The sequence below is a fragment of the Bacillus sp. JJ1122 genome (genome assembly GCF_036964885.1).
Classification (GTDB): domain Bacteria; phylum Bacillota; class Bacilli; order Bacillales; family Cytobacillaceae; genus Mesobacillus.
In genome coordinates this window covers 14,407-34,569 of the sequence record NZ_JBALQL010000024.1, presented here as the reverse complement: position 1 = coordinate 34,569, position 20,163 = coordinate 14,407, and the positions used below count along the sequence as shown (strand labels likewise).

The 20,163-nt window shown below is 38.3% G+C and carries 25 protein-coding genes and 1 riboswitch; of the genes, 19 read left to right on the top strand and 6 right to left on the bottom strand.

Going from position 1 to position 20,163, the window contains the following annotated elements:
• Positions 1–26: 26 nt before the first annotated feature.
• The 8 genes from V7201_RS14375 (at position 27) to V7201_RS14340 (ending at position 5,950) form a co-directional block, all read left to right on the top strand.
• Positions 27–260, top strand: coding sequence for a hypothetical protein (locus tag V7201_RS14375; RefSeq protein WP_335377433.1), 234 nt, complete (start codon positions 27–29; stop codon positions 258–260).
• Between the two features lie 9 nt (positions 261–269).
• Positions 270–752, top strand: coding sequence for a GNAT family N-acetyltransferase (locus V7201_RS14370; protein ID WP_335377432.1), 483 nt, complete (start codon positions 270–272; stop codon positions 750–752).
• Positions 753–769: 17 nt separating this feature from the next.
• Positions 770–1,231: a GNAT family N-acetyltransferase gene (locus V7201_RS14365; RefSeq protein WP_335377431.1), complete on the top strand. Its 462-nt coding sequence runs from the start codon at positions 770–772 to the stop codon at positions 1,229–1,231.
• A gap of 93 nt (positions 1,232–1,324) precedes the next feature.
• On the top strand, positions 1,325–1,879 hold the full coding sequence (locus V7201_RS14360; RefSeq protein WP_335377430.1) for a DUF402 domain-containing protein: 555 nt from the start codon (positions 1,325–1,327) through the stop codon (positions 1,877–1,879).
• 32 nt (positions 1,880–1,911) lie between these two features.
• Positions 1,912–2,220 (top strand): hypothetical protein, encoded by a 309-nt coding sequence (locus tag V7201_RS14355; RefSeq protein ID WP_335377429.1) that lies wholly within the window; start codon positions 1,912–1,914, stop codon positions 2,218–2,220.
• 15 nt (positions 2,221–2,235) lie between these two features.
• On the top strand, positions 2,236–2,775 hold the full coding sequence (locus V7201_RS14350) for a DJ-1/PfpI family protein (protein ID WP_335377428.1): 540 nt from the start codon (positions 2,236–2,238) through the stop codon (positions 2,773–2,775).
• A gap of 440 nt (positions 2,776–3,215) precedes the next feature.
• A complete protein-coding gene (locus tag V7201_RS14345) occupies positions 3,216–3,641 on the top strand; it encodes a GNAT family N-acetyltransferase (RefSeq protein WP_335377427.1) in 426 nt (141 codons plus the stop codon).
• 377 nt (positions 3,642–4,018) lie between these two features.
• A complete protein-coding gene (locus V7201_RS14340; RefSeq protein WP_335377426.1) occupies positions 4,019–5,950 on the top strand; it encodes an ATP-dependent DNA helicase in 1,932 nt (643 codons plus the stop codon).
• Between the two features lie 72 nt (positions 5,951–6,022).
• Here V7201_RS14340 and V7201_RS14335 read toward each other — a convergent pair whose 3' ends face one another.
• The gene (locus V7201_RS14335; RefSeq protein ID WP_335377425.1) at positions 6,023–6,244 is read right to left on the bottom strand and encodes a hypothetical protein; all 222 of its coding nucleotides are present in this window, start codon (positions 6,242–6,244) and stop codon (positions 6,023–6,025) included.
• A gap of 230 nt (positions 6,245–6,474) precedes the next feature.
• Between V7201_RS14335 and V7201_RS14330 the strand changes: the two genes are divergently transcribed.
• On the top strand, positions 6,475–6,621 hold the full coding sequence (locus tag V7201_RS14330; protein WP_207498161.1) for a DUF3934 family protein: 147 nt from the start codon (positions 6,475–6,477) through the stop codon (positions 6,619–6,621).
• A gap of 121 nt (positions 6,622–6,742) precedes the next feature.
• Here the strand turns inward: V7201_RS14330 and lexA are convergent, their stop codons facing one another.
• On the bottom strand, positions 6,743–7,366 hold the full coding sequence (gene lexA / locus V7201_RS14325; RefSeq protein ID WP_335377424.1) for a transcriptional repressor LexA: 624 nt from the start codon (positions 7,364–7,366) through the stop codon (positions 6,743–6,745).
• 153 nt (positions 7,367–7,519) lie between these two features.
• Between lexA and yneA the strand changes: the two genes are divergently transcribed.
• From yneA to V7201_RS14300, 5 genes are all read left to right on the top strand, one after another.
• Positions 7,520–7,837: a cell division suppressor protein YneA gene (yneA, locus tag V7201_RS14320; protein WP_335377423.1), complete on the top strand. Its 318-nt coding sequence runs from the start codon at positions 7,520–7,522 to the stop codon at positions 7,835–7,837.
• Positions 7,838–7,865: 28 nt separating this feature from the next.
• Entirely contained in the window at positions 7,866–8,528 is a 663-nt protein-coding gene (locus V7201_RS14315; RefSeq protein ID WP_335377422.1) for a YneB family resolvase-like protein, read from the top strand.
• Between the two features lie 61 nt (positions 8,529–8,589).
• Positions 8,590–8,823: a DUF896 domain-containing protein gene (locus tag V7201_RS14310; protein WP_335377421.1), complete on the top strand. Its 234-nt coding sequence runs from the start codon at positions 8,590–8,592 to the stop codon at positions 8,821–8,823.
• 238 nt (positions 8,824–9,061) lie between these two features.
• Complete coding sequence (gene tkt, locus V7201_RS14305; RefSeq protein ID WP_335377420.1) at positions 9,062–11,071, top strand: transketolase; 2,010 nt, start codon at positions 9,062–9,064, stop codon at positions 11,069–11,071.
• 320 nt (positions 11,072–11,391) lie between these two features.
• Positions 11,392–11,817: a VOC family protein gene (locus V7201_RS14300; protein ID WP_335377419.1), complete on the top strand. Its 426-nt coding sequence runs from the start codon at positions 11,392–11,394 to the stop codon at positions 11,815–11,817.
• 45 nt (positions 11,818–11,862) lie between these two features.
• Here V7201_RS14300 and V7201_RS14295 read toward each other — a convergent pair whose 3' ends face one another.
• The 4 genes from V7201_RS14295 to V7201_RS14280 form a co-directional block, all read right to left on the bottom strand.
• Entirely contained in the window at positions 11,863–13,800 is a 1,938-nt protein-coding gene (locus V7201_RS14295; protein WP_335377418.1) for an ABC transporter permease, read from the bottom strand.
• Positions 13,790–14,551 (bottom strand): ABC transporter ATP-binding protein, encoded by a 762-nt coding sequence (locus V7201_RS14290; RefSeq protein WP_335377417.1) that lies wholly within the window; start codon positions 14,549–14,551, stop codon positions 13,790–13,792. The genes V7201_RS14295 and V7201_RS14290 overlap by 11 nt, the downstream gene beginning before the upstream one ends.
• 99 nt (positions 14,552–14,650) lie before the next feature.
• Positions 14,651–15,655 (bottom strand): sensor histidine kinase, encoded by a 1,005-nt coding sequence (locus tag V7201_RS14285; RefSeq protein ID WP_335377416.1) that lies wholly within the window; start codon positions 15,653–15,655, stop codon positions 14,651–14,653.
• On the bottom strand, positions 15,648–16,343 hold the full coding sequence (locus V7201_RS14280; RefSeq protein WP_335377415.1) for a response regulator transcription factor: 696 nt from the start codon (positions 16,341–16,343) through the stop codon (positions 15,648–15,650). The genes V7201_RS14285 and V7201_RS14280 overlap by 8 nt, the downstream gene beginning before the upstream one ends.
• 155 nt (positions 16,344–16,498) lie before the next feature.
• On the opposite strand from V7201_RS14280, the gene V7201_RS14275 reads away from it, so the two are divergent.
• From V7201_RS14275 to V7201_RS14255, 5 genes are all read left to right on the top strand, one after another.
• On the top strand, positions 16,499–17,245 hold the full coding sequence (locus V7201_RS14275) for an SDR family NAD(P)-dependent oxidoreductase (protein ID WP_335377414.1): 747 nt from the start codon (positions 16,499–16,501) through the stop codon (positions 17,243–17,245).
• A 102-nt stretch (positions 17,246–17,347) separates the two neighbouring features.
• Complete coding sequence (locus V7201_RS14270) at positions 17,348–18,034, top strand: lysozyme family protein (RefSeq protein ID WP_335377413.1); 687 nt, start codon at positions 17,348–17,350, stop codon at positions 18,032–18,034.
• Positions 18,035–18,395: 361 nt separating this feature from the next.
• A complete protein-coding gene (locus V7201_RS14265) occupies positions 18,396–19,385 on the top strand; it encodes a phosphotransferase enzyme family protein (RefSeq protein ID WP_335377412.1) in 990 nt (329 codons plus the stop codon).
• A gap of 122 nt (positions 19,386–19,507) precedes the next feature.
• A riboswitch (Fluoride riboswitch) is annotated at positions 19,508–19,568 on the top strand.
• A 53-nt stretch (positions 19,569–19,621) separates the two neighbouring features.
• Positions 19,622–19,999 (top strand): fluoride efflux transporter CrcB, encoded by a 378-nt coding sequence (gene crcB, locus V7201_RS14260; RefSeq protein WP_335377411.1) that lies wholly within the window; start codon positions 19,622–19,624, stop codon positions 19,997–19,999.
• Positions 19,996–20,163 (top strand): fluoride efflux transporter FluC (locus V7201_RS14255; protein ID WP_335377510.1); only part of this gene is annotated, 168 nt, incomplete at its 3' end. The genes crcB and V7201_RS14255, both read left to right, overlap by 4 nt.

Sequence of the window (20,163 nt, the reverse complement as noted above, 5' to 3'; positions counted from 1 at the left end):
AAATTTTAACCAATGGAGGCTTTATCATGATGTTAAACGTAAGTTTGATATTTTGGACACTGGTGAGTGCCGCGGGTATTTTATTTGTTATCGGTATAAGAAACAAATCTTGGAAAGCATTTATGTGGAGTGGAATCACCATTTTTCTGCCTGCCATCTATTTCTTTGGAGCAGAGAATTGGTTTTTGCTGCTCGGATTCGTGCCCTTGATTCCGCTTGGGATTGCTTTTATCATGACAAAAAAACGTATAACAGATTGAGGTGGTTTTGTGCTGGAGACAGAACGATGTGTGCTAATTGATTTAAAGCGTGCTGATTTTATTGATATTAAAAATCTTTATTTTAACCATGAAGTTAGAAAGTATTTAGGCGGTATTGTTGATGAAGCATATTTGCTGAAAGCTGCAGAAGGTATGCTTGAAAATAAGGGAGAATCTCATTTCTGGGTAGTAAGAGAGAGAATTTCTGGTTCATTCATGGGCTTAGTTACTCTCACTCCTCATCATGATGGCGAGTATACCGAGGTGTCCTACCAGTTTATGCCGGAATGGTGGGGGAAGGGTTTCGGGAGAGAGGTCGTACAAGTGGTCATCAAATACGGTTTCATGGAATTGAATCTTCCAAAAATAATCGCAGAAACACAAACAGCCAATGAGGCTTCCTGCAGACTTCTAGAATGGGCTGGCATGGAAAGGGAAAAAACGCTATTCCGGTTCGGAGCAGAACAGGCTGTTTATACAATCCAGAGATGATAATCGGGGGGAAGATTGTGAAAGTAAGATTAGCACAAGAAACAGATATAGATCAGCTTATTAAAATGAGATGGGATTTTACCCTTGAGGATTATCCTGAAATGGGAGAGAGGACCGAATACAGCACTTTTCAAAAAGAGTGCGGAGATTTCCTGAAAGAAGCGATCGTCAGTGGCGATTGGTTTATTTGGATAGCAGAAAACGACGGTAGAATTCTTTCTCACATTTATATTGAATTGTTAAAAAAGGTACCCCGTCCAGGCAGAATTACTCATCCTTTTGCTTATATGACAAATGTTTATACTGTGCCAGAATACAGAGGCCAAGGGGTCGGCAGCAAACTTCTATCTAAGGTGGACGAATGGGCAGCGGATATGAAATATGAATTCATTATAGTATGGCCGAGTGAAACCAGTATTGAATTTTATGGCAGGAACGGATATACACATTGCGAAGAGCCTATGGAGAAGCATTTTTAGTTCATTCTCAGCGATTCTTCAATAGTGGGAATCGTTTTTTTTATAAATGCAAAATATCCCGAAACAAATTAAAGGATTTGTTTGGAGGTAACGATGTTAAAAAGAAAATATGGTGACCGTTCAGAATGGACCCGTGTAATAGACAGAAGGTTTACTCAAGCATATCTTGATGAAGTTGAGTTTAAAGGATTTATAACCTATCTAAAGGTTTTGAAGGTTACTGATCCTCTATTCGTCCAATATGGAGAGAAAAAAGTATGCATTGTAGATGATGGTTATACCTGGCTGCAGCATTTCCCGCAGGATGAGCAATTTTCTATTACAACTATGTTCGATTCGGATGGAGAAATAGTTCAATGGTATATCGATATCTGTTATCAAATTGGAATCGAAAATGGAAGGCCATGGTTGGATGATCTGTTTTTAGATATTGTTGTATTACCAACTGGGGAAATTTTTCTAATAGACGAAGATGAATTAGAAGAGGCGCTTGTTAAGAGAATGATTGATCTACCTTTATATGAACTAGCTCGTTCGAAGTCAGAAGCTATTACCAGAATGATTGAGGTAAATAAATTTCATCTACTTGAATTAACAAAGATCCATAAAGTGCATTTGCAAAGATTGATAGAAAAACAGAATGTATAGTCGGTTCACATTGACCTACATTGGAGGATCAAATGTTTATTAAAGTTTATACATACCACGTAATACCTGAAAGAGAGCAGGATTTTTTAGAAATACAAGCACAGGTTGAAAATGTATATTCACGGTATGTAGAAAAACAATCACTTTTTTTAAAAAGTAAAGATGGCAATACGAAGTGGAGGGAAATCCAGATCTATAAGGATGAGACGAGTTATAATGAGAGCATCAAAATCATTGATCAGCAAAAAGAAATCATTGATCTATACACCAGGTTTATGGAGGTGATTATTTCAAAGGAAGAATTAATTGAAGAAAATTATGAGCAAATATTAATTACGTAAGTAAGGAGTGATATTTTGAAAAAAACTGCCGTATTATTATATCCGCAGTTCAGCGAATATGAATTGAGTGTAGCGTTATCCATTCTGATGCAAGGAGAAAAGCCTGTCAAAACTGTTAGCTTAGATAAGTCGCCAATAAAAGGTGAGTCGGGTTTGACTTGTATACCAGATATGTCCTTTGAAGACTTGAATTTGGATGAGATTGATAGTCTTTTATTGCCTGGATGCATGGATATTTTTTCGCTGGAAAATAAAGAGAAATATAGCGAGTTTGTCAAGCAAGCTTCAAAGGGAGAATTGGTGATTGCGAGTATTTCGAGCTCTCCAATGCTTTTAGCAGAAGCGGGTGTACTCGTAGGACGAAAGTACACTGTTGGCCTCATGAAAGAGTCCATGGAGGAGTCAGGTGTATTCGAAATGGAAAATTACTCAGATGAGCTAGTCGTTCAGGACGGAAACATTATTACTGCACGCGGAAGAGGCTTCATCCGATTTGGCTGTTGTTTAGGTAATGCCTTAGGTCTGGCATTTAATGAGAGATGGTACAGGGAATAACTAATGAGTCTTTAGCAGCAAAAGAGACCTTTAATCATTTTTCGATATTTAGAATTGAATCGGAACTGCTATAGGACAAGCAATTTGATGGAAAGACAATCAGGCGCACGATAATATTTACGATGATTGGTTTCTCGATAAACTCAAGATCAATACCAATAAGATAAGTGAAATCCGGATCAAGTGATCTTTTGTAACGGTTTTTTTAAAGAGCAACAAGGGCGATTCCAATCAGCGGGTTTTCCTCTACCTGCAAAATAACAATTATATCTAATAATGCCAGGACCATGTCAGCTGCAAGTTCCTTTATGGAATCATCCATTCGTCAATCTCCTCCAATCCTGGCTAGCCTATCTTGTGTCGTCCTTTCGTTGCCTGTGTTTAAATGAAGGAATATTTGCATCAAATCCCAGAAAATATTGCAAAAAGGTGTGATCCGAATGGAAAATATAAAGGAATTGACCAATAAGGAACAGTTAATTGAAGCATACCCAGTTATGAAACAGTTGAGGACTGACTTGACAGAGGACATGTATTTTGAACTGCTTACTCAAATGATAGAGGAAGGGTATCATTTGTTCGCATTGTATGATGAAGAAAAACTAGTCTCTTTGGCTGGACTTAGCTGGAGGACAAATTTTTACAATAAAAAACACATATATATTTATGACCTTATTACAGATGCTTCTGGTCGGTCCAGAGGTTATGGTGAAAGGCTGCTAACATTTATCCATGACTGGGGGAAAGAAAATGGAGCTGAATTTGTCGCTTTGGAGTCAGGCATTCAGCGAAAGGATGCTCACCGGTTTTATGAAGAGAAATTAAACTATGATAAGTGGTGCTATTCATTTAGGAAGACATTGTAGCAAGGGTTTTATGGATTAATGGATAAAAAGTGCTTAAAGGCACTTAAAGGCACTTTTCCCCCCCCACTTTCTATGAAATAGCGTTAAATGTACTGATTTTGTTTTTCAATTATTTATTATTTCTCTCTTAAACTAGTTCTTGTTTCGGGAATTTTCTTCTGTAAACTCCTTATACTACTGTCTTTCGTTGTCTCCGTGAATTCATAAAAAATAATCCACATTCATTTTAGCAGTATATTCCGTATGTTGAATCGAGGATTTGAAAAAAGATAAATTTTGTTTCATCTTTTGAGCGAAATGTTTATTTTTCTGTTATGATAAAAGCTGGCTTTTTTGTGCCAAGAATGAAAATGCGTATTTTTTGAGGAGAAGAATGCATGACTAATACACTGCCATTTACCATTACCAAGGATGATACCTTTTTTGATTTATTAGGTGATTATATTGGTGATGTTTTTTATGATATTTTGCCTGAAAAAGGCTATGAACTGCGTGATGAACAAATTTACATGGCTTTCCAGGTAGAGCAGGCTTTTAAAAATAAGGGAATTATTTTTGCTGAAGCTGGAGTGGGGACAGGCAAAACATTCGTTTATTTAATATATGCTATCCTTTATGCCCGTTATATGAGAAAGCCGGCGATCATCTCATGTTCAGATGAAACACTTATTGAACAGCTTGTTAAAGAAGGCGGAGATATTGAAAAGCTTGAGAAAGCACTTGGCCTGAATGTCGATGTTCGTTTGGCAAAAGCCAGAGAAAATTACGTCTGTGTAAAGAAGCTGGACAATCTTTCAAATACAACGAATGAAAAAGAGATTCTCGATGTTCATGACCAGCTGCCTGACTTCATTTTTGATGAAGGGATATCCATGAATTCATTCAGCCGTTACGGTGATCGTAAGGAATATCCATGGGTTTCGAATGAAAAATGGTCAATGATGGCTTGGGATCCACTGCAACAGTGCTCCACTTGTGAATGGCGCCATCGTTGCGGCCAAACCTTAAATCGTGATTACTACCGTCATGCTGGCGATTTAATTATTTGTTCACATGACTTTTATATGGAACATGTTTGGACAAAAGAGTCTCGTAAAAGGGAAGGGCAAATGCCGCTTCTGCCTGAAGCGAGCACAGTCATTTTTGATGAGGGTCACCTGCTTGAGTTTGCAGCACAAAAAGGACTTACTTATCGGTTTAACTCCCAAACGCTGACGACCGTCCTTACAGGATATATGCATCAGGATGTTAGGGAAGAGTCGCTTTATTTAATCGAAGATATTTTAGAGCTTCACGATGCTTGGTTCGATCTGCTTGTTGATAACTCAGTGGCAGTAGAAGGATCTAATCGTAAAGAAGTACCGCTTCTTGCTAGTATCAGGAAAACTGCTGAAACCCTTGAGAAAAAGGTAAGTGATTTAATGGATCAGCTCGTTTTTGATGCTGAATTATTCGTCATTGATGATTACCATTTGAAAATCATGGAAGAGTATTTGGAGTTCTTTGCATATGGTTTAGGAATTTTCCTTAAAAATGATGAAGGGATCTTCTGGCTTGAGGAGAATGAGGTTCAAACGTCATTGGTAATTATGCCGCGATTAGTAGAAGAAATTTTGAAGAAGGAAGTCTTCTCGCAAAATATTCCTTTTGTTTTTTCTTCGGCTACATTATCACAGGCTGGGGACTTTAGTTATATTGCTAAAAGCCTTGGTATTGAACAGTTTTCTTCATTTACAGTGGCGTCTCCCTTTGATTACGAAGAGCAGATGAAGATGGATGGACATATTCAGACAGATGAAACGAATAAATGGGAGCAGATTGGGGCCGACTTATTAAGCCAAAACGGAAAATCTCTTGTGTTATTTTCCTCCTCTCAGGAAATGGAACGATTTAGGACATGGGCTGGTCATCAACAATGGCCATTTTCCCTTCTTTTTGAGGGAGACAGAGAAATAAGTGAAACCGTAAAGGTCTTCCAAAGCGAGCAAACAACAGTACTATGTTCTTATAGCCTGTGGGAAGGTTTGGACGTTCCAGGAGAATCATTAATGCAGGTGATTATTTCATCCTTGCCGTTCCCTCCTCATGATCCTGTTTTCCAGGCAAAACGGAAACATGCAGCGAACGCTTCTGCAGAGATAGATCTTCCATATATGCTGCTGCGTTTAAGGCAGGGAATGGGCCGATTGATTAGGAGCAGCCAGGATTCTGGCATTGTGCACCTGTGGTTAACAGCGGAGCAAAAGGAAGCCTATTTAAATGAAATCGTAAAAGTTCTTCCTGTTCAGAACGTAAACTGGCACGAATAATATCACAATGAAAAAGAATCCCGGAAGAAGAATATCACCGGGATTCTTTTCAGCTAATTAGGTGGAGTTAAATTAAAACAAGCATCCACATCTTCTGTGGCGGCGGTGATCGCGATCGTCACGATCATCACGATCACGATCATCCTGAATTCCTTCTAAGTCCTCGATAATACAACGGCGAACTGCACGGCAAAGATCATCAAAGTCAATTGTTGCTTTTACTTGGTTACGGTCCCTATCCCGGTTAGGGAAAAAAACATTAGAAACATCGTTGTTATTTCGGTTGCATCCCATTTGTTTCAACTCCTTCCTTTGTTGATACAATATGTTATGTAATCAAGGACAAGATGCTAGGGGTTCTGCCTACTTTATCGCAAAATGTGCTACTCTCACAGGGAGAGACCTTATATTTTAAGTAAAAAGTATACCTGAAGAGGCATTGGGACATAAAATCGTTGTAGCGGACAATAGTAATAAATACATGCAGCATAAATACGGGAATTAGAATGAAGGAGTGTATAAAAATGAGTAAAGCGAAGAGTAAAGGCGGAACAGGCCGAGGTACAGGTAAAAAGGGATGGAACAGATGGCAATCAAGCGCGAATAAAGCTAAAAGCGCCAAGCCTTATAAGAGTAAAGGTGTAAAACATCAGGATAAAACAGAAGAATAATGAAGAGGCTAATCTGCAATTGACAGGATTTATGGAGAATCAGAAGTTGCCATTATTGGAAAAACACCTCATTTTAATAGATTCATATTAAAAAAAGCAAGCGGAATGCCGCTTGCTTTTTTTAATGCATATGACGGTATACTCCGATCACTTTGCCCAGGATTGAAACGTTCCGGAGAATAATAGGATCCATGGATGAGTTTTCTGGCTGAAGCCTGAAATAATCCTTTTCCTTGAAGAACCGCTTAACTGTTGCTTCGTCTTCTTCTGTCATCGCAACAACGATATCCCCATTATTGGCTGTTTTCTGCTGCTTAACGATGACATAATCGCCATCAAGGATACCGGCTTCAATCATACTGTCTCCCATGATTTCAAGCATGAACACTTGCTCATCATGAGGGACTAGACGATCAGGAAGAGGGAAGTACTCTTCAACATTTTCGATTGCCGTAATCGGCATACCCGCAGTTACTTTACCAACGACCGGTACGTTGACAACATTATATTTAGGGATACGGCTATCATCTTCTATTTCAAGGATTTCGATAGCACGCGGCTTTGTAGGATCGCGTCTGATCAAGCCCTTGCTTTCAAGTCTAGCTAAATGTCCATGGACAGTGGAGCTGGAGGCAAGGCCAACCGCTTCGCCAATTTCGCGTACGGATGGTGGATATCCTTTTTTCTTGACTTCACCTTTAATGAACTCAAATATGTCTTGTTGCCGTTTCGATAACTTCGTCATATTCACGCACCTCGTATAATTTCTTGTCCTTATTATACCATGTACTATATTGAGATACAAACATAAGTTCGAATATTTAGTTGACAGGAAACAAATGTTCGTTTTATAATAAAATCAAATAAACGAACATACATTCGCTAAGAGGTGCTGAACATGAAAAAACTTTGGGAAAACTATTCCTATGCCATCATCCTGCTTGCTGTCAGCTTGATTTTTTCGCTTGTGGCGAAAGCTCATTTAAATAATACCGACGATGCTTACATAACTGTTACTATAGAAGAAGGGCAATCGTTATGGGAGATTGCCGAAACATATGCAGATGAACATAATCTTTCAGAAAACGAGTTCGTTAGCTGGGTTCAGAAAAAAAATGGAATAGCAGGCGAAGTAATCTATCCTGGCGATGAACTTGTCATCCCTGTGATGGCTGAACAATTAGAGCCTACACAGATTGCAGGAGCAGAAAGATAAATTAAGCAAAGCGAAATAAGGTGACATCATGAAAGCAATTATTTATTGCCGCGTAAGTACGACTAAAGAAACACAGGAAACCTCATTGACGAGGCAGGAGGAGGAACTGATCCGCCTTGCTGACAGCTGCGGCTTCGAGGTAGAAAGAATCATTAAGGAACAGGCAAGCGGATATGATCTTGAAAGAGAAGGTATATTGGAACTTCTCGAACTTATAAAAGATAAAACAATCGGAGCTCTTTTGATTCAGGATGAAACCCGTCTTGGCAGAGGAAATGCTAAGGTCGCCATTCTACACTGCGTATTAAAAGAAGAAATTAAGCTATACAGTATTTCGCACAATGGTGAGCTTCAGCTTTCAGAATCAGATTCGATGGTGCTTCAAATTGTGAGCATGGTCGAAGAATATCAAAGAAAAATCCACAATATAAAAATTAAAAGAGGGATGCAGAGGGCTATTGAGCACGGATATAAGCCTCAGCGGAACTTGAAAAATCAAGGTGATCATTCTGGGAGAGAACGGAAAGATATGCCAATCGAAGAGATTGTCAAGCTCAGGAATAATGGTCTTACCTTTGCCGAGATTGCAGCAACATTAAGAGGATTTGGATTCAATGTTTCAAAAGCAACTGTTAATCGCAGATACCTGGAATACATAGAGTCTATCGATGAGGAATCTCCTTCCTTGTAAAAATCGCCTGTTTCTAGTAACATGACTGTTAACGTAACTTTTTTACAAAGGAGCTTTACCAATGCTATCTAGTGATAAAATTGCCAGAATTAATGAATTGGCACGAAAAGCAAAAGCATCAAAGTTGACTGACGAAGAGGCAAAGGAACAAACGAAGCTTCGTGCAGAATATCTGCAATCCTTTCGTTCTTCCATGCTTAATACATTAAAAGGTGTAACCATTGTTGATCCAGCTGGGAATGATGTTACTCCTGGTAAGTTAAAAGAATTTCAAAATAAAAATAAGCTTCATTAATAGAGGTCATTCAAAGGGATACATATTATTTGTATCCTTTTTCTTTTTTAAAGGCAGTAAGAACAGTATGTTAAACAGTGTAACTGTGTGGGTTCTGTTACATAACTTTAAGGCATTTGTGTCAAAATAAATAACTATACGGCCTTTTCTGTCTCCTTCAGGCACAATTTGTTGTATAATAATTATTCTCGCTATAATATTAAGATTGTAGTCAGTACTTATAGAAAGGATGTATTTAATGTTTAATAAAATTGATATGCTTTCAATTGATTCAATTCGTACTTTATCGATTGACGCAATTGAAAAGGCGAATTCCGGACACCCTGGCATGCCAATGGGAGCAGCTCCGATGGCATACACACTTTGGACACGTTACATGAACATCAACCCTAAAAATCCTGAATGGTTTAACCGTGACCGTTTTGTATTATCTGCAGGTCACGGATCTATGTTGTTATACAGCTTGTTGCACCTTGCAGGTTATGACCTTACAATGGATGACGTTAAGCAATTCCGTCAGTGGGGCAGCAAAACACCAGGCCACCCTGAGTTTGGCCACACAGCAGGAGTCGATGCAACGACAGGTCCACTAGGACAAGGGGTTGCTATGGCAGTAGGTATGGCAATGGCAGAACGCCACCTTGCAGCTGTATACAATAAGGACAACTATAACATCGTTGACCACTATACATATAGCATTTGCGGCGATGGGGACTTAATGGAAGGTGTATCAGCAGAAGCAGCATCTCTTGCAGCTCACCTTAAATTAGGCAGATTGGTCGTTATGTATGATTCGAACGACATTTCATTGGATGGAGATTTAAATAAGTCATTCTCTGAAAGTGTTGCTGACCGTTTTAAAGCATATGGATGGCAGTATATTCGTGTAGAAGATGGCAACAACCTTGAAGAAATCGCTAAAGCACTGGAAGAAGCAAAGACAGATGAGAATCGTCCTACATTAATTGAAGTTAAAACAGTAATCGGTTATGGTTCACCTAACCTATCTGGTAAATCTGATGTTCACGGTGCACCTCTGGGCGCTGACGAACTTAAGCTTACTAAAGAAGCATACAAATGGACTTTCGAAGAAGACTTCCATGTCCCTAGCGAAGTGTATGACCACTTTAAACAGCAAATTGCTGATAAGGGTGAACAAACTGAGCAGGAATGGAATGAACTTTTCGCTAAATACAAGAGTGAATACCCTGAACTTGGTGCACAGCTGGAAAAAGCAATGAATGCTGAGCTTGTAGAAGGTTGGGATAAGGACATTCCGGTGTATGAAGACGGAAAGAGTCTTGCAAGTCGCGCATCTTCAGGCGAAGCTCTTAACGGCATCGCAAAAAACCTTCCTTATCTAGTTGGTGGATCTGCTGACCTTGCTGGATCTAACAAGACGATGATCAAAGGAACAAGCGATTTCTTCCCAGGTTCATTCGAAGGCCGCAACATCTGGTTCGGAGTGCGTGAATTCGCGATGGGAGCAGCAATGAACGGAATGGCTCTTCATGGCGGATTAAAAGTATTCGGCGGAACATTCTTCGTATTCTCCGATTACCTCAAGCCTGCAATCAGACTTGCAGCATTAATGGGATTGCCTGTGACATATGTATTCACACATGACAGCATTGCAGTAGGAGAAGACGGACCAACACATGAACCAGTTGAACAACTTGCTGGTCTTCGCGCAATGCCAAACCTGTCAGTGATCCGTCCTGCTGATGGAAATGAAACTGCAGCGGCTTGGAAAATAGCTGTTGAATCAACAAAAACGCCAACTGTGCTTGTGTTGACTCGCCAAAACCTTCCTACCATTAAAGATACTGCTAAGAATGCTTATGAAGGCGTATCAAAAGGTGCATACGTAATTTCACCTGCAGGAAAAGAAACAGCAGATGCAATGCTTCTTGCAGCTGGTTCAGAAGTAGGCCTTGCTGTTCAGGCTCAAGAAGCACTTGCTTCTGAAGGCATTAATGTCTCAGTTGTCAGCATGCCTTCATGGGATCGTTTCGAGCAGCAGTCTAAGGAATATAAGGAAAGTGTCATTCCTAAATCAGTGAAGAAACGCCTTGGAATCGAAATGGGATCTTCACTTGGCTGGCACCGCTATGTAGGCGATGAAGGTGAAGTATTAGCCATCGATACATTTGGAGCATCAGCACCGGGTGAAAAAATCATGGAAGAGTATGGCTTCTCTGTGAACAATGTAGTAGCTCGTGTGAAAGCATTATTAGAACAACACTAAAAATGAAAATAAAAAAAGAGTATGAAACCGAACAGGTTTTATACTCTTTTTTTGCGTTAACTGATTCATATTAAAAGGTAATTTATGATAATTTTGGGGTTTTGCAGCTGTACGAAAGAGTTTGAAAAATTGAATAAGGATATTATGTTATTTACTAAAAATTTTATGTCCAACATCTTGTTCCAAATTATAAAAATAAATTGATAAAAGTTTTTTTATATTTTTATTTTTAAAGGGCAAAATAATTTATTGTTGTATTAGGAAATATATAGTAAAATAAAAACGAACATAAGTTCTATAAAAAGCGAAGAGGTGCTGTCATGGTTACAGGAATTGTCCCTTATCTAGTTACGAATGGCAACGGTCAAGAAGCAGTGAAATTCTATCAGCATGCATTAGGAGCAGAAGTGATTAGTCTTTCTACTTTTGGTGATATGCCAGAAGGTCCTAATCAACCCACTACTCCTGAAATGAAAAATCTTGTAATGAATGCTCAAATAAAAATTGGTGACTCCCTTTTAATGCTTTCTGATAACATGCCAGGCCAGCCTTATCAGCTAGGATCCCACGTGACAGTTGCCCTTATGGTCAGCAGCACAGAGAAGGCTAAAGAAATATTTGATAAGCTGCAGGATGGCGGAGAGGTAACAATGCCTCTTCAAGAAACGTTCTGGAGCCCCGCCTATGGCCAGCTGACAGATCAATTCGGCGTTGCTTGGCAAGTATCGACTGATCCAGAAAAATAAAATAGAAAGCCAGGCTGCAGGAGCAGTCTGGCTTTTAAGATTACACTAGAGTGAATTATTGATAATCTTCTTAGAATAGAGCACGGAAAGTACACCAAAAATCGAGTAAAGTGCTGTGTAAAGTACCATGACAATCAGCATTGGCCACCATAATTCTGTGCCAAAAAAGAACCACCCAGATTTCACTGCAAAATAACTATGCATCAGGCCAATCACTAAAGGGATGCCAAAATTAAAGGTTTGTTTCGCCTGGATGCCTTTAAGCAAATCTCCCTTTGTAAATCCAAGTTTTCGTAATATCGTATAGTTGGGCTTTTCATCCTCGCTTTGATCCATTTGTTTAAAATATAGGATGCAGCCCGACGTGACCAAAAAGGTCAACCCAAGGAAGCCTACTATGAACATGATTAGGCCCATTTGGCTTTTTTGTTGATTTGTTAAATCAAGTCTGGATTCATTTCCATCCACTTCACCTAACTTCAGATCATTAAACAATCTATTCACATTTTCAAGATTCTTTTCATCCTTAATATTAATACCTATATAAATGGATGATTCATATTGTATGGAAGGATTCAAATCTTCCTTTAAGGTATTAAATACTTTTTGATCAACGACTGCTACTGGAGAACTGCCAAAATACCTTGAAACAGGATATTCCTTTTTCATGCCAATATAATTCAATGGGATGGCATTTGTTTTTCCTTTTATATCAATTGGGCCCGACTCCCTCATCGATATGAACTTCATCATAATATCACTGTAACCTGTTAAATAAGCCTCGTCTTCTGCTACATCATAATTAACAGACCTTTCGCTAATAACAGAAACACTCATTGATTCTGGGTCCTGGGTATAGTCCTCCATTTTTAAACCGATGATTTCCTCAGCGTTCATTAACGCTTGAAGAACTTCAATTCTATTTTCACTAAAAGCGATATCATCCGACACTAAAACGGCTTTAAAATCCTCAGCAGATTTGGTATTTGCAAACGCGAAATTAGCCGGAACATTATTGATCGCCATCTTTTCAGCTGAATAATAGGAGATGTAGCTTAATGATAATAAACCGATTGCCAGCGCTGATACGGTCGTGATAACAGTTAATAAAACAGCGTTTGATTTCATCCGGAACATGATTGAAGACAGCGATAATACTTCATTTATATTTAAATAACCATTCTTCTTTTTTCTAATCAAATTGGCAATGAAACTGACTGATGCTTTATATAAAAGGTAGGTCCCGATAATTACTGAAGCCAATATGAATACCATAGCCAGGAACAGTTCATTCATCGTTGTAAAATCTCCTTCAAATAACAAGGAGGAAACATAATATCCAGAACTGATAAGAGCAACACCTAAGATTCCAATCAACATCTCCCAGACAGATACCTTCTTCATTTTGCCTTCAGCAGATGAAATGAGTCTGAACAAAGATAAAATGCTTTGTCTTTTAATGAAAAAATAGTTCAACAGCATGATAATTACATAGATAACTGAAAATACAATCAGTGTTTGAACAAATGCTGTCCCAGAGAAATGAAGAGTTGCGATTCCGTCAACCTGTGTAATCTTAAACAAAATCATAATCATTAGCTTAGAGGCTGAAAAGCCAAGGAAAACTCCAATGATTAAAGAACTATAGTAAAGGATGAAATTTTCGGCACTAAGAATGCGGAAAATCTTGTTCTTAGTCATTCCAACCAATTGAAATAAGCCGATCTCTTTGCTTCTTCTTTTGATGAATATATTGTTGGCATACATTAGAAAAATGGATACAATGGCCACGAGCAAAACGGAAGCTGCCTTTATGGAAGCTGCTCCTTTTATTCCATCATTTGTTTGATCCAATGCTGGATCATATTGAAGTGTGACAAAAGCGAAATATAGAGCGACGCTGAATACAAGCGTAAATACATACAAGTAATAATTTTTAATATTCTTTTTGAGATTTCGCAGCATGAGCTGATTAAAGTTCATTTTGGACACCGCCCAGCACACCTTGGGTTTTCATTATATCTTGGAAGAACGCCTGCCTTGATTGGTCACCTTTATTTAATTCTGTGTATATTTGTCCGTCCTTGATAAAGATGACACGGCTGCAGTAACTAGCTGCTACAGGATCGTGAGTGACCATGACGATAGTAGCCTTTAATTTTAGATTTAATTCGCTCAGCTTATTCAGCAGGTCAGAAGCCGACTTGGAATCAAGGGCGCCTGTCGGTTCATCAGCGAAAATGATGCTTGGTTCGTGAATGAAGGCTCGTGCGGCTGAGGTACGCTGTTTTTGACCGCCGGATATTTCATTTGGATATTTATTTTTAATATCAGAAATGCCGAGTTCACATGCTACCAGGTCGAATTTTTGTTCCGCTTCTTTTTTCGGCGTTTTGCTGACAGATAACGGTAATAGGATATTTTCCTTTACTGTCAATGTATCAAGAAGGTTATATTCCTGAAAAATAAATCCTAGATGGTTCTTGCGAAATTGTGCAAGCTGCTTTTCCTTGAGATCAGTAATTTCTTGTCCTTCAATTTTAATGGAACCCTTACTTACTGTATCAATGGAAGAGAGGACATTCAACAAGGTCGTTTTGCCAGAACCAGAAGCACCCATTATGCTGACAAACTCTCCTTTGTGAATTTTAATATCTAGGCCTTTCAGTACCTCTTGCTTATTAAATTTATTGCCATATGTTTTATGGAGTTTATTTGCTTCCAAAACGATCATATCAGCACATCCTTTCTTTTATAGCTTCATTATAGAATCAATGCACGAAGTGATTCCTTCGATTCACCGAACAATCAGCAAAGGCATGTGACATTTTTGTCACATGCCTGTTATCCTGACAAATTCATTCGTTTTTGGGAAGGTTAGAGTAAAAGTAGTGCCATTGCCAAGGACAGACTCTGCACTGATTTGGATCATTAGTGGTTTAGCAGCTTTTTTGGCCAGATATAATCCCATCCCGGTGGCAGCGTTATCATGATGATAGGCAGTTGATGTGAAACCTTTATCAAATATGCGATGAAGATCTCTTGGATCAATCCCTCTTCCCGCATCTTCAATTTGCAAGATTGTCTGATTGTTTACTTGAAAGCTTCTAACGATAATATCTGAAGCGTCACTATATTTAATCGCATTTGTCAGCAGCTGTCTTAATATGAAGGCGAGCCATTTTGCGTCAGTTAATACATCTTCGATCTCTAAATCTACTTCAATGCCGACCCCTTTTTGAATGCACCATGATTGCAGCGTTTTAATCTCTGAATAAATTAATCCTTCTAAAAAAGTTTGTTCTATATATAAGTCATTATCCATATAAGGAATCCGTTTTTGATGAAGCTGCTGATCGAGCAAGAGATGAATTCTCAGCCATTCATATGTCATATCTTTTTTCAATGATGGATTCTCGATTCGGTCAATCATTAAGCTAAGTGCAGTAAGAGGAGTTTTTACTTCATGAATCCAGGACAACATGTCATCCTTTTCCTGTTCAAGCTTTATCTCACTGGTATCAGCCGATTTCTTCAGTCTTTGTGTATGAAGATTGAAGCTTTCAGCAACAATTTCTTCAAAAGGGGAAACAGCTTCAGGAATACAGGGAATGTCTATATCAACATCACGTTCCTTTAGTGCCAAGTAGAATTTCGTTTCTTTTATAAAGCGAAAAGCAAGAAAGATGGTAAAAATGATAGTTGATAAAAAAATATAATAGAGAATAGGGCGGACGGATATGGCTGAATCTATGTAGGTGATAAAGACAACCAGGCCTTGCAGGATTAAAAAGATAAAAATCCAGCTTCGTCGCTCTTTCAAATAAGTGTTAAACATTTGTGATATCCTCTTCAATGGCCATATACCCTTGTCCGACTTTGGTGATAATTTTATTGCCTAAGCCGATCTCTTCCAATTTTTTTCGAAGACGGTTCACATTAACGGTAAGAGTATTATCACTGATGAACCTTTTATCATCCCATAAGCGGTTGATAACCTCATCCCGAGTGACAATTTGGTTTTTCTTTTCGATCAGCAATTTTAATATAAAAATCTCATTCTTAGTTAAATCAATATAGCCGGTTTGATTTGAGATGGTGTTTTTATCGTAATCAATAGTGGCTCCGCACCATATTTTAAGCTTATTTTGGATGGAACTGTAATTATAGACCCGACGTAGAATTGCCTGGATTTTGGCAATAAGCACATCAAAGTGAAAGGGTTTTTGAACGAAATCATCTGCTCCAAGCTGCATCGACATTACCATGTCAGTAGGGTGATCGCGTGATGAAAGGAAGATAATCGGTACATTTGAATGGGAACGAATCATCCGGCACCAGTGGAAGCCATCAAATTTAGGCAACTGGATATCAATAATAATCAAATCTGGTTCAATTGTTGCAAATTCCTTCATTACATTGGCGAAATCTGATACGCCATAAACTTCATACGACCATTGCGTAAGCCGGTCCTTGACTTCATTAAATAAAGATGTGTCATCTTCGATTAGCATAATTTTAAACAAAATTTACACCACACTTATTTGCATTATCTATAATTATTGTAAAGGAAAATATTGCTACATGCCATAAGACCTCAAAAGTTTATATTGAGTAAGGTTGAGTGTATTTGAAAAAAGGTATAGTAATATATAGAAGATTTATGAAGGGGTTGAAATGAATGATACAGAATTTCACAGGGAAAACAGTCATCATTACCGGTGGTTCTAATGGAATTGGCAACGGTATTGCAAAAGCTTTTGGAAAAGAAGGAGCGAATGTTTGCATTGCCGACCTTGAAGAGAAAAAAGGTAATGAAGTTGTTGAAATGATTATAAACGCTGGAGGGAAAGCAGCATTTTACCAAACAGATGTAAGGAGAGAAGATGAAATAATCAATCTTTTAGACAAAGTGCTCAAGGATTTTGGTACCATTGATATCTTAATCAATAATGCAGGAGTTTCAAGATTTAAGCCTTTATTTGAATTATCAACTGAGGAATGGGAGGATGTCGTTTTTACCAATCTCCGGAGTGTGTTCATAGGGTCACGTGAAGCAGCGAAAAGGATGACCCAAGGAGGAAGGATCATTAATATGGCATCGACCAGAGCGACTATGTCGGAACCAAATTCAGAAGCATATGCTTCTTCTAAAGGTGGGATTGTCGCATTGACACATGCACTGGCAGCATCTCTTCAAGAAAAGGGAATTACGGTTAACTGCATTAGTCCGGGCTGGATTCAGACAGAAGATTATCAAGAACTTCGAGAAAAAGATCATCTTCAGCACTGGTCCAACCGGGTAGGAAAGCCAGAGGATATAGCGAAAGCCTGCCTATATCTGGCTGACCCAGCTAACGATTTTATCAATGGCCTGAATTTGATTATTGATGGCGGCATGACAAGGAAAATGATTTATGAAGAATAATCACTTACAAGGGAGCTGCTGGAATGTCGGCAGGTCCCTTGTAATTTTCCGCCATTCTTTTATAAAATAGAGAAAAGAGAGTTTATAAATTGGGAGAGAACTATGAAATACAACACTAAGAAACCCAAAAAGAAGAAACAAATCCAAAGAAACTTCAATATTGTCATTCTGCTGTTATCAGTTTTTGTTGGATTTTTCCTGCTTGATAGATTCCTAGATTTATCCAATCAAAATTTATTAAAGATAAACAGCGGGGTAAATAGTTCAATCGGTGAAGTGGCGAAATATACTCCCTATATTCAGGAAGAATTAAAAAAGGTAGGCCTTGATGAACATACTGTCACGGTTGCTGCATTAATGATGCAAGAGAGTAAGGGTAAAGGCGGAGATCCGATGCAAGCCTCGGAATCCGCGGGACTTTCACCCAATGCTATAAAAGATCCTAAACAAAGTATTCACCAGGGGGTCAAATACTTTCAAAGAGCTTTAAATTACGGGAATCAAAAGCAAGTGGACTTTCCGACGGTCATTCAGTCCTATAACATGGGGATTGGGTACATTGATTTCATTGCAAAGAATGGCGGTAGGCACAGCGAGGAGTTAGCGAAGAAATTTTCGATGATACAGGTGGAAAAAAATCCGCAAACCTACGATTGCGGTGGGGATAAAAATAACTTTCGCTATCCATACTGCTATGGTGATTTTACTTATAGTACAAAAGTAGCGAAGCATATTGAATCGATCACAGTTAGCAATCAATCTCTCATTTCTTCAAAAAGGTCATTTTGAAATGGTTGACTTTTCCAATCTGAATAAAATATAATTTACTTATTAAATAGAAGGGAGTGAGATGTCGCAATGCCTAATTTGAAGAAGATAACCTTGGGAATAATATGCTTGCCGCTCACTCATACGGATAATTGACATTCAATCAATTATATTTATTAGTATGCAAAAAAAAGGAGCCACGAGGTTAGAAAATAATCTCGTGGCTCTTTTTATGTTCAGAGGTGCAAATATTTTATTCCAGTTATTTTTTTGTTAGATGGCTATCATGATATTTTGTGTGCGCAGAAAAATAAAAATCTGCATACGAACTTATTAATTAAATATCTAAACAGCCTAAAATAATGAACTGGAGGAAAACGTTATGATGAAACTAAGTTCAATGGTAAAAGTGGTAGAGACAGTAACTGATGAATGGAAAAGCCCATTAGCGGAAAAAATTCTGGAGAGATGGGGATATGATAAGGGTACGGTGTATTACTTCCGTTCAAGTGCGAACTTTTTGTTCGTTTTTAAAAGGAACGGTAATTCATATTTTCTTAGGTTCATCGATTCAAGCGAAAAAGATTTTTCACAAATAGAGAGTGAGATGGAAATCCTTGAATATTTAAGGAATCAGCCTATCCGCGTAGCTCTTCCAGTAGCGTCCCTTACAGGGAATTTGATTGAAACAATTGAAACAGATATTGCCACGTTTCACGCAGTAGTATTTGAAGCCCTTGCAGGGGATCAATTTGAAGTAGAGGACTTGCAGCAAAATGACTTCAATCTATGGGGAAGGCAATTAGGCAGACTCCATAAAATTTTTAAAGCGATGCCTATGGAGTGTAGGGAAAGCCGAATGAATTGGCAAGAACAATTATCTTTAGCCGAAAAAGCTTTGCCAGAACATGAAGAAGCAGCAAGAAAAGAATTAGCTGAACTGAAAGAGTGGGCTGAAGGATTACCCATCTCTAATGAAAATTTTGGCTTGATTCATTACGATTTTGAACTCGATAACCACCGGTGGTTAAATGATGATATCGGAATATTGGACTTTGATGATTGTATGACTCACTGGTATGTCGCAGATATTGCATTTGCATTAAGGGAATTACTAAAAACGGATGCAGGCCCCAAGAATCCGAATGTTATAGAATTTATTAATGGATATCAAGAGGAATGTCAGCTTGATGCTCAATTAATAGCTGATTTTCCGAATTTTATTCGGATGCATAATTTTTTAACATTTGTTGGCTTACTGCGGACGGTGGATATTCAGGAGTCCGATCGTCATCCTGAATGGCTTGGTAATTTAAGGGCTAAGTTGGTGGAATATATAAACTATTATCGATCTGCATTTATGAAAATATGATTAGAATCAGGCTCACAAAATAAACCTTTTTTATTTTGAGTACGCGCATAGGAATATTCAGTTCGTGCTCTCCTTTGTGATAAGGAGCTCTATATTTTAAATTCAGCCATATTATGATTAAATAATGAATAGGTGATGGAGTTCGCCTTTAACCGCCATTTGGCTTATGACTCTTGTCAGTAATTTTAGCTGGCAGGAGTTTATTATTTTTCAGTTGAGATTCGGAGGCATTTTTAATGGCTTACTTATGGATTGGGATAGCAGGTTTCTTAGGGGCAATTTTAAGATATAGTATTGGGCTTTTTTTGTTCGATGAAAGTCAGGTTTTCCCATTTGCTACACTTACAGTCAACCTATTAGGCAGTTTTATTTTAGCCTGGTTCACCACGGTTTTTGTAAAAAGATTTACAATTCCTGACCATATGAAGGCAGCCATTGGAACGGGATTCATAGGTTCTTTTACTACTTTTTCTACGTTAAGTGTAGAAACCGTGACTTTAATTCACAATAATGAAATATTATTAGCCTTTATTTATGTACTTGTTAGTATATCAGGTGGACTAATTATGAGCCGGTTAGGATATCGTGCAGTAAAGGAGGAAGCGAACCAATGAGCATGCTTAATGTCTTTTTAGTGGGGATTGGGGGATTCTTTGGGGCAGTCTCTCGTTTTTCTGTCAGTCAATTCATTAATAAGAAGTTTTCTTTTAAATTCCCAATAGCTACACTATTTATCAACTTACTAGGCTCCTTTCTTTTAGGTTTGATAATCGGGGTG

Bases quoted from the DNA above. Each gene is read 5' to 3' on its own strand.
- tkt (WP_335377420.1), top strand. From the start codon at position 9,062: ATGTTTAATAAAATTGATATGCTTTCAATTGATTCAATTCGTACTTTA.
- V7201_RS14290 (WP_335377417.1), bottom strand. From the start codon at position 14,551: ATGATCGTTTTGGAAGCAAATAAACTCCATAAAACATATGGCAATAAA.
- V7201_RS14340 (WP_335377426.1), top strand. From the start codon at position 4,019: ATGACTAATACACTGCCATTTACCATTACCAAGGATGATACCTTTTTT.
- V7201_RS14360 (WP_335377430.1), top strand. From the start codon at position 1,325: ATGTTAAAAAGAAAATATGGTGACCGTTCAGAATGGACCCGTGTAATA.
- V7201_RS14295 (WP_335377418.1), bottom strand. From the start codon at position 13,800: ATGAACTTTAATCAGCTCATGCTGCGAAATCTCAAAAAGAATATTAAA.
- V7201_RS14345 (WP_335377427.1), top strand. From the start codon at position 3,216: ATGGAAAATATAAAGGAATTGACCAATAAGGAACAGTTAATTGAAGCA.
- lexA (WP_335377424.1), bottom strand. From the start codon at position 7,366: ATGACGAAGTTATCGAAACGGCAACAAGACATATTTGAGTTCATTAAA.
- V7201_RS14375 (WP_335377433.1), top strand. From the start codon at position 27: ATGATGTTAAACGTAAGTTTGATATTTTGGACACTGGTGAGTGCCGCG.
- V7201_RS14330 (WP_207498161.1), top strand. From the start codon at position 6,475: ATGAGTAAAGCGAAGAGTAAAGGCGGAACAGGCCGAGGTACAGGTAAA.
- V7201_RS14300 (WP_335377419.1), top strand. From the start codon at position 11,392: ATGGTTACAGGAATTGTCCCTTATCTAGTTACGAATGGCAACGGTCAA.
- V7201_RS14355 (WP_335377429.1), top strand. From the start codon at position 1,912: ATGTTTATTAAAGTTTATACATACCACGTAATACCTGAAAGAGAGCAG.
- V7201_RS14285 (WP_335377416.1), bottom strand. From the start codon at position 15,655: ATGTTTAACACTTATTTGAAAGAGCGACGAAGCTGGATTTTTATCTTT.
- V7201_RS14270 (WP_335377413.1), top strand. From the start codon at position 17,348: ATGAAATACAACACTAAGAAACCCAAAAAGAAGAAACAAATCCAAAGA.
- crcB (WP_335377411.1), top strand. From the start codon at position 19,622: ATGGCTTACTTATGGATTGGGATAGCAGGTTTCTTAGGGGCAATTTTA.
- V7201_RS14275 (WP_335377414.1), top strand. From the start codon at position 16,499: ATGATACAGAATTTCACAGGGAAAACAGTCATCATTACCGGTGGTTCT.
- V7201_RS14265 (WP_335377412.1), top strand. From the start codon at position 18,396: ATGATGAAACTAAGTTCAATGGTAAAAGTGGTAGAGACAGTAACTGAT.
- V7201_RS14335 (WP_335377425.1), bottom strand. From the start codon at position 6,244: ATGGGATGCAACCGAAATAACAACGATGTTTCTAATGTTTTTTTCCCT.
- V7201_RS14315 (WP_335377422.1), top strand. From the start codon at position 7,866: ATGAAAGCAATTATTTATTGCCGCGTAAGTACGACTAAAGAAACACAG.
- V7201_RS14310 (WP_335377421.1), top strand. From the start codon at position 8,590: ATGCTATCTAGTGATAAAATTGCCAGAATTAATGAATTGGCACGAAAA.
- yneA (WP_335377423.1), top strand. From the start codon at position 7,520: ATGAAAAAACTTTGGGAAAACTATTCCTATGCCATCATCCTGCTTGCT.